The sequence below is a fragment of the Corynebacterium sp. c7Ub_26 genome (assembly GCF_053760365.1).
Genome location: NZ_JBSNBL010000005.1, coordinates 160,382 through 167,772, shown reverse-complemented (window position 1 = coordinate 167,772; position 7,391 = coordinate 160,382). Strand labels below are relative to the sequence as shown.

Here is a 7,391-nt window from a genome sequence, read left to right as displayed (position 1 = left end):
TACAAACGCCCAGAACTTAAACAAAAGCAAAGCAGCCCGAGACTCCCCGGGCTGCTTATTTCTATTGAGCGTGGCTTTTCTCGGACGCTATTTTCCCGAGCGCTACTGCACCCGAGCGCTACTACTGAGCGCTACTTCTCTTTAGCGCTTAAGTACCGCAGTGCCACCCGCGTCGACTGCTCAGCAGCCCCACGCAACACCGGGTCCACGTCTGTGTAAATCTCATCGACCAACTGGTCCACCGAAGCATCCTCCCCCAGCTTCTTGCGGGCCTCACGGATCTGGTCAAGGCGGTGGTGGCGTCGATCAAGGTATTTCTCGGCAAACGGCTCCAAATCCGGGTGATCCGGCCCATGCGCGGGCAACAACGGAACACCAGCGCCACGCTTCTTCAGCATCTCCAACGTCGTCAAGTATTGACCCAAGTCACCATCGGTCTCGGAGATCATGGTCGTGTGCTTGCCGGCGATGGTATCGCCCGTCAAAATCGCCTCAGGCTTCGTATCGCCCGAACCATCGTCGGCCCGAGCAGCGTCGGCACTCGGGTAAAGGAAGAAACACACCGAGTCCGCAGTGTGGCCAGGGGTGGCAACAACTTTCACGGCCGGAGTGACGCCCTCGACGGTGATGACCTCACCGTCCTCGAGCGGATCCCCCATCTTGCAGAAACGCTTATCGACAGACCGGACAGGCGCCCCCGTAATCTGCGATAACCGGTTAGCCCCATCAGCATGATCGGGATGCCGGTGAGTCAAAAGAATCATCGCGATTTCCGACGCATGATGGTTAAGAACATTCAGGTGGCCTTCATCCTGAGGGCCCGGATCCACAACGATCGACCGCGGATCACCATCAGCTCTAATGACCCAACTATTGGTGCCCTCTAGCGAGCCATAGCTGGGATTGGGACATAAAACAACGCCCGCGTTGGGGGTAACGGGACGCAACTGGCTATACGCAGGATGCTCCATGCATGTCAGTGTACGTCCTCGCGCGGTCTGTCAAAATCTCATCGGGCCAGAGACGACCGAAAAAGTGCCGAAACGGGGGCAATTCCAAGCATGACTTAGCACACGTTCGGCAAAACCCCGGAGTACGAGCCGCTTTCTTCCGGCTTTCGTCGCGGAGTTATTCCGCGCCGGTGTTACGTCGCGCGATAACTTCGACTTCGACGGGCGCGTCCAAGGGCAGGTCCGAAACCCCCACCGCGGAGCGCGCGTGGGCCGTGCCGAAAACGTCGCCGAAAAGATCCGACGCACCATTAATCACCCCAGGTTGGCCACCGAATCCGGGTGCCGACGCCACAAAGCCCGTGACTTTCACGATCGACACCGAATCAATGTCAACGAGGGAATTGATGGCAGCCAAAGCGTTAAGTGCCGCCTGGCGGGCGTAGCCGGCCGCGTCCTCCGCGGACACGCCAGCGCCAACTTTGCCCGTCGCCGGGAGTTCACCGTTCCTGAAGGGGAGTTGGCCCGATACGTAAATCATGTCCCCCGAGATCACGGCCGGTGCGTAGGAGGCGACCGGTGCAGCCACCTCCGGGAGTTCGATCCCGAGGTCAGCGAGGTTCTTGCGGGGGCTCTGAGTGGACTGTCCGCTGGTCGTCATAAAACTAGTCTTCCTTCGGGCGCTTCATGTAGGCAATGTGCTGCTCGCCTGTGGGGCCGGGCATAACTGCCACCAGCTCCCAACCGTCGGCCCCCCATGTGTCCAAAATCTGCTTCGTCGCGTGCGTCAACAGCGGAACTGTTGAATATTCCCAGGTTGTCATGAACCTAGCCTAACAAGAATCAGCAGCACCGGGCTCATTCAGCTGTGCTGGGCTTAATCACCATCGCCGGCTCAATCAACCGTGCGGACGGGATGGCCTGTTACGACCGGCCGGCATACCCCGCGTAAAAGTCCGCCCAGCTTTCCACTTCGGGGTGCTCCCGCAACAATGCCCGACGCTGCCGCTCGGTCATGCCACCCCACACGCCGAACTCCACGCGGTTATCCAAGGCGTCGGCACGGCACTGCAAAACGACGGGGCAATGTCTGCAAATCGCTGCGGCCTGTCGCTGCTTCGACCCCTTGACAAACAACTCCTCAGGATCAATGTCACGGCACTTGGCGTGAGTGATCCACTGGCCACGCTCCGTGAACGACGACGGATCAGTAAGCGAATCCACCTTCTGCTGGATTCGTCCGTCCTTGGTTGTGGCCAACGATGTATCAGCCGGTCGGGTCAGCGATGCAGTCATTGTGCACTCCTCTCCGTGGTCACGTTTGCATGGTCGCGAAGCTGTGAGCGTCACCCTGGTATGTCGAGATACCGTGTTTTTGTGGATATTCACCCTGCTTAGCTGACTGTAAGTCTATTCACACGCCAAACAAACTGTCGACTACATCACATTTCGGGGGTAGTCGCACTAACTACTTAACGGAAGAGTAAGTTTTTATCCATCTGCGTTTTCCCAGAGCAGGTGCCCATAATCGGTGAGACTCACTTCACAAGGCCAATCACTGGGTAGGGTGTAAGCGTGAACCGACGATCTGATGCTCCGGCACCTAGCCTGATCCTTTGCGGCGCCATCTTCCTCGCCACCGTGCTGGTGGCGCTCAGCGCGCTGCCCGTCGCCCTGGCAGCCGGAGCCACGATCAACCGTGGCCACAACGCCATGGACTCCAATTACCACGACATCGCCAGCGCCAAGTTTCCGCAGGTCTCCTCCATGACCGACCGGGACGGCAACCCCCTGGCCACGTTCTACACGCAGCGCAGAGAAGAAGTCGCGTCGGATCAGATCTCGGAACCGATGAAGAAAGCGATCGTCGCCATCGAAGACCGACGGTTCTACGACCATCATGGCGTTGACCTGCGCGGAACAGCACGAGCAGTCGTCGCGAACATTACTCATGGCGGGGTCGCCCAGGGTGCGTCCACCCTGGACCAGCAATACGTCAAGAACTACCTCATGCTGGTCAAGGCCAAGACCGACGACGAACGCACTGCCGCCAACGAGGACACCGTCGCGCGCAAACTCCGCGAGATGAAACTCGCGTCCGAGCTGGATAAAAACCTCTCCAAGGACGAGATTCTGACCAGGTATTTGAACCTCGTGGAATTCGGCAACGGCGCGTACGGCGTGCAAACTGCCGCGCAGACGTATTTCCACGTCGACGCCAAAGACCTCACCGTGCCACAGGCCGCGCTGCTGGCGGGGATGGTTCAATCCACGTCGGCCTATAACCCTTTCACGCACCCCGACGCCGCGCTGCAGCGCCGCAACACGGTCATTAACGCCATGACCAGCACGGGGGCGCTGTCCACTGCCGACGCCGACGCGGCGAAGAACACGCCGTTGGGTGTCATCGATAAGCCCGAAGCCCCCACCAACGGATGTATCGGGGCCGACGAGGCCGGCTTCTTCTGCGATTATGCGCTGCGGTACCTGGACTCGCACGGAATCTCGAAGGATGACTTCATTTCGGGTGGATACACGCTGACCACCACGCTCGACCCGAAAGCGTTGAATTCCGTCAACACCTCGCTCGAACAATATGCCCCCGCCACTACCCCCGGGGTTGCCGGAGCGATGAACCTGATCAAACCCGACGGCCACGAAGTGCTCGCGATGGGGGCCTCACGGCACTACGGGCTCGACGCCAGCAATGCACAATCCGTCCTGCCACTAGCATCGCACCCTGTCGGGAACGGAGCTGGTTCCATCTTCAAAGTGTTCGCTGCAGCCGCGGGGCTGGAAAAGGGGATGGGGATCGACACGGTGATGGACGTGCCATCGCGAATCGAGGTCTCCGACATGGGCCACGGTGGCGCGCCGGGTTGCCCCACCGACAAATACTGCGTGGAGAATGTCGGCGCGTATCCGTCGAAAATGACGCTCAAGCAGGCGCTTGCCGAGTCACCGAACACGCCGTTTATTGAGCTTGAAAAGCGACTGGGCGTGGGCACTGTTGTTGATACAGCTGTCAAGATGGGGCTACGCAGCTTGGCTGACAAACCCGGGAATAACGACGGCGACAACGGCGGCAACGACGACAACAAGGACGAGAAATCCCAGGCCGACACGATTAAAGAGACCAACCAGGGGTCGTTCGTGCTCGGCCCCGTCGCCGTCGATCCCCTCGAACTGAGCAACGTGGCGGCAACCATCGCAAACGGCGGAACGTGGTGCGAGCCCAACCCCATCCTGAAGGTGACCGATCACGACGGCAAAGATGTCCCCGTCACGCCGCCGAAGTGCGAACAAGCCATCCCCACCGACGTTGCGAACGCACTGGCCAACGGCCTATCCGATGACGTCAGCACCGGCACGGCCCACGAAGCCGCCGAGCTGACCGGGTGGGACGGCACCCTGGCCTCAAAGACTGGTACCACGGAGACCAACCAATCGGCCGCATTCATGGGGCTCACCAGCGGACTTGCCGGAGCCGTGTACATTTTCAACGACGGCAGCACCAGCTCACCGCTCTGCACCGGCCCCCTGCGTCAATGCCCCGATGGCAACCTCTTCGGCGGCAAGGAGCCCGCTGATATCTACCTCAGCGCGGCCAAACCTCTTATCGACGCCTACGGCGGGCACACACTTCCGCCCATGAACCCCTCCTACCAGGCAGGAACCAACCCCGAGGCGGTCGGCTACTCACGCGCGGTGCTCCCCCAACCCACTAACTCGGGCTCGACGGGAGGCACCGGCGGAGGTGCCACCGGTGGTGGTGGCAGTACCGGCGGCGGGGGCGGAGTGCCTGCTCCAGCGCCCGCGCCCGCACTGCCCGACATCCCCGGCATGATTAACGACTTCCTGCACACCTATGTCCCACCCCAGCTGCAGGGATTCCTCCCGTAGCGACGAGGCCGGCGCGTGGAGAAGTGGCCGACGCGTGGAACGGTGGCCCGGCGGGCACCGGCCGTAGCGCGCTACCCCTGAAGCCGCGAGCGAACAGCCGTCGATAAGCGTTTACCGTCGGCAGTGCCCTTGGCCTCTGCGGTGGCAGCCTTCATGATCTGGCCCATAGCCTTCATGGAAACCTCCCCACCGTCGGCTTCATGCTGCTTGATTACCCGATCTACCAGCGCATTCAGTTCCTCATCCGAGAGCTGCTTCGGCTGGTAGCGCTCCAGAACGGCAATCTCGGCGCGCTCAGAGTCCGCGAGTTCATCGCGACCCGCCTTCGCGTACACATCAGCGGACTCATGCCGCTTCTTAATTTCACGAGCAATTACGCGGAGAATGTCCTGGTCCGACGCCTCATGCGCCTTCCCCGACGTTTCCTCCTCCTGAATGGCGGCCAACAACATGCGCAATGTGCTGGTCGTTTCCTTGTCGCGGTTCTTCATCGACTGCTTGAGATCCTCGCGGATCGTTGCTTTCATACCCATGCCCTTGAGGATAGCGCCCGCCCGGACACTGACCAGCCGAATCGGAAAAGCGTCCCGCCACCTTTACCATGGGCGTGTGAGTATTTTTCCCCGGTCCATTGGCAAGAAAATTGCGGCCACCGCGGGTGCTGCGGGAGCTGCAGGGGCCGCTGCTGCGCTGCTCGGTGCCAGCCGGTTCCTCCTCGCCGTCACAACCATCCCCATGCTGGACAAGGGCACTTTTCGGGGACGTCGTAACGAATTCCGCATTCTGCACATCTCGGACCTCCACATGCTGCCCCACCAGCAGCTCAAGCAGCTGTGGGTCAGTGAGCTCGCCGAACTAGAGCCGGACCTCGTTGTCAACACCGGAGATAACCTGGGCGATCCGAAAGCCGTGCCGGCCGTCGTTCAAACTCTTTCTCCTCTCTTGACGACGCCGGGTCTGTTCTGTTTTGGCACCAACGATTATTGGGCACCGACGGCCCCCAACCCGCTGCGCTACCTCACGGGGAAGAAGCAGAAGCACAGCGACCAGAGCATGCCGTGGAAGAATCTGCGCGCGGTGTTCAAGGAGCACGGATGGGAAGATTGCACACATCAGCGGCATGATTTCGCCGTCGACGGGTTCCGGCTTGCGGTTGCCGGGGTCGACGACCCGCACGGCGATTTGGATGACTATTCGCTGATCGCTGGGGAGCCGAATAAGGACGCGGACCTGTCCATCGGGTTGACGCATTCGCCCGAGCCGCGGGTGCTGGACGCGTTCGCCAAGGACGGGTACCAGCTGATCCTGGCTGGTCACACGCATGGTGGGCAGTTGTGCCTGCCGGGTGGGAAGCCCATCGTGACGAACTCCGGGATCGACCGCGAACATGCGTCCGGCGTTTCCGAGTGGAAGGACTCCATCCTCAACGTTTCGCCCGGCCTGGGAACGTCCAAGTTTGCGCCGGTGCGGACATTCTGTCCCCCGACGGCACAGCTGCTGCGCATCGTCGAAAAGGGTGGTGGTGGAGCCGACGACCTCCCCGAGCCCACTGTCGACGAGATTGAAGTGGGAGACGGCTTCATCGAGCGAGAAATTGTGGTGAAGGGACTGTAGGCAGCGCGGCTGCGTAGTGATTTGGCAGTACGAAAGAGCGTGCGCTAGCCTTAGTCGAGTTGCACCGGGGTATGGCGCAGCTTGGTAGCGCGCTTCGTTCGGGACGAAGAGGCCGTGGGTTCAAATCCCGCTACCCCGACAAATAAATGACCTCCGCCACTTTCGTTAAGAAAGCAGCGGAGGTTTTGCTGTATGCACTGGGAGTTCTGGCCGGGGGTTGCCGCGTGCGCGTGTTACCGCGTCAACTACTCAGCAGCGTCCTTGGTCAGCATGACGTCATAGTTTCGCACGACGGAATTCATCGAACCGTGCGGTGGCCTCTTCGCCTCTTCTTCCTTGCTGGATTCGCGCTCGCGCCATCCGTGGTCTTCACGGAACTTGCGGGAATTGCGCCATCCCAGGAAGGCCTCCTGGTCGCGCCACCGAGTGATCACGATCCAACGATCGTCGGCAGGTTCAGTCGGCTTGCACAGCTCGAAACCTTCGAACCCATCGAACGTGTCCAAGGACTGCATGTTCTGCGAAAAGCGGGAAACAACTTCATCCGCGCGATCTGACGTAATGGTCAGCTGGTTGGTAACTACGATGCTCATGGACTCATATTAAGCATTGGCTGGCTTATAAATAAAGCGACAGAACGTCGCAAGCCAATATATCCAGCCTAACTTACCCCTTAAATAACAGGTGAGACTGTCGCAAAAACGACGCAGGTAGAGAAAGCGCTGTTCAGATGGGTGAAATTCGCGGGCGCTTAGGCAGTCAACAAACCGAGGCACCCCCATGGCTGTCGTCGATGACGAGGCAGAGATAGACCACCGAGCACAACAAGGTCACATCCCAGAAGATGGCATCCCAGCAACGGGAGAAGAACCGAAGCTACGAATAAAACTCAATCAGTACGTCGACCGGTGACGTTTTCCACCT

Annotated in this window: 9 protein-coding genes and 1 tRNA gene; 4 read left to right on the top strand and 6 right to left on the bottom strand. The window is 60.1% G+C overall.

Annotated features, from left to right (window positions below; genetic code table 11):
* Positions 1 to 131: 131 nt before the first annotated feature.
* The 4 genes from ACWORE_RS09595 to ACWORE_RS09580 form a co-directional block, all read right to left on the bottom strand.
* Complete coding sequence (locus tag ACWORE_RS09595) at positions 132 to 971, bottom strand: MBL fold metallo-hydrolase (protein WP_296138993.1); 840 nt, start codon at positions 969 to 971, stop codon at positions 132 to 134.
* Between the two features lie 157 nt (positions 972 to 1,128).
* On the bottom strand, positions 1,129 to 1,611 hold the full coding sequence (locus ACWORE_RS09590; protein WP_406605329.1) for a RidA family protein: 483 nt from the start codon (positions 1,609 to 1,611) through the stop codon (positions 1,129 to 1,131).
* A gap of 4 nt (positions 1,612 to 1,615) precedes the next feature.
* Positions 1,616 to 1,774: a DUF4177 domain-containing protein gene (locus ACWORE_RS09585; RefSeq protein ID WP_012732603.1), complete on the bottom strand. Its 159-nt coding sequence runs from the start codon at positions 1,772 to 1,774 to the stop codon at positions 1,616 to 1,618.
* A 100-nt stretch (positions 1,775 to 1,874) separates the two neighbouring features.
* On the bottom strand, positions 1,875 to 2,246 hold the full coding sequence (locus tag ACWORE_RS09580; protein ID WP_012732604.1) for a WhiB family transcriptional regulator: 372 nt from the start codon (positions 2,244 to 2,246) through the stop codon (positions 1,875 to 1,877).
* A 279-nt stretch (positions 2,247 to 2,525) separates the two neighbouring features.
* Here ACWORE_RS09580 and ACWORE_RS09575 point away from each other — a divergent pair, with 279 nt between their 5' ends.
* Entirely contained in the window at positions 2,526 to 4,853 is a 2,328-nt protein-coding gene (locus tag ACWORE_RS09575) for a transglycosylase domain-containing protein (protein ID WP_448235143.1), read from the top strand.
* A 71-nt stretch (positions 4,854 to 4,924) separates the two neighbouring features.
* Here the strand turns inward: ACWORE_RS09575 and ACWORE_RS09570 are convergent, their stop codons facing one another.
* Positions 4,925 to 5,386 (bottom strand): GatB/YqeY domain-containing protein, encoded by a 462-nt coding sequence (locus ACWORE_RS09570; RefSeq protein WP_455303653.1) that lies wholly within the window; start codon positions 5,384 to 5,386, stop codon positions 4,925 to 4,927.
* Between the two features lie 76 nt (positions 5,387 to 5,462).
* Here ACWORE_RS09570 and ACWORE_RS09565 point away from each other — a divergent pair, with 76 nt between their 5' ends.
* Positions 5,463 to 6,467 carry a metallophosphoesterase gene (locus tag ACWORE_RS09565; RefSeq protein WP_455303652.1) on the top strand — a complete coding sequence of 335 codons (1,005 nt, stop codon included), beginning with the start codon at positions 5,463 to 5,465 and terminating at the stop codon, positions 6,465 to 6,467.
* Between the two features lie 65 nt (positions 6,468 to 6,532).
* A tRNA-Pro gene (locus tag ACWORE_RS09560) sits at positions 6,533 to 6,606 on the top strand.
* A gap of 106 nt (positions 6,607 to 6,712) precedes the next feature.
* Here ACWORE_RS09560 and ACWORE_RS09555 read toward each other — a convergent pair.
* Positions 6,713 to 7,060: an antibiotic biosynthesis monooxygenase family protein gene (locus ACWORE_RS09555; RefSeq protein ID WP_012732608.1), complete on the bottom strand. Its 348-nt coding sequence runs from the start codon at positions 7,058 to 7,060 to the stop codon at positions 6,713 to 6,715.
* A gap of 187 nt (positions 7,061 to 7,247) precedes the next feature.
* Between ACWORE_RS09555 and ACWORE_RS09550 the strand changes: the two genes are divergently transcribed.
* A complete protein-coding gene (locus ACWORE_RS09550; protein ID WP_406605326.1) occupies positions 7,248 to 7,379 on the top strand; it encodes a hypothetical protein in 132 nt (43 codons plus the stop codon).
* Positions 7,380 to 7,391 lie beyond the last annotated feature (12 nt).

Bases quoted from the DNA above. Each gene is read 5' to 3' on its own strand.
- ACWORE_RS09595 (WP_296138993.1), bottom strand. From the start codon at position 971: ATGGAGCATCCTGCGTATAGCCAGTTGCGTCCCGTTACCCCCAACGCG.
- ACWORE_RS09590 (WP_406605329.1), bottom strand. From the start codon at position 1,611: ATGACGACCAGCGGACAGTCCACTCAGAGCCCCCGCAAGAACCTCGCT.
- ACWORE_RS09585 (WP_012732603.1), bottom strand. From the start codon at position 1,774: ATGACAACCTGGGAATATTCAACAGTTCCGCTGTTGACGCACGCGACG.
- ACWORE_RS09580 (WP_012732604.1), bottom strand. From the start codon at position 2,246: ATGACTGCATCGCTGACCCGACCGGCTGATACATCGTTGGCCACAACC.
- ACWORE_RS09570 (WP_455303653.1), bottom strand. From the start codon at position 5,386: ATGGGTATGAAAGCAACGATCCGCGAGGATCTCAAGCAGTCGATGAAG.
- ACWORE_RS09555 (WP_012732608.1), bottom strand. From the start codon at position 7,060: ATGAGCATCGTAGTTACCAACCAGCTGACCATTACGTCAGATCGCGCG.
- ACWORE_RS09550 (WP_406605326.1), top strand. From the start codon at position 7,248: ATGGCTGTCGTCGATGACGAGGCAGAGATAGACCACCGAGCACAACAA.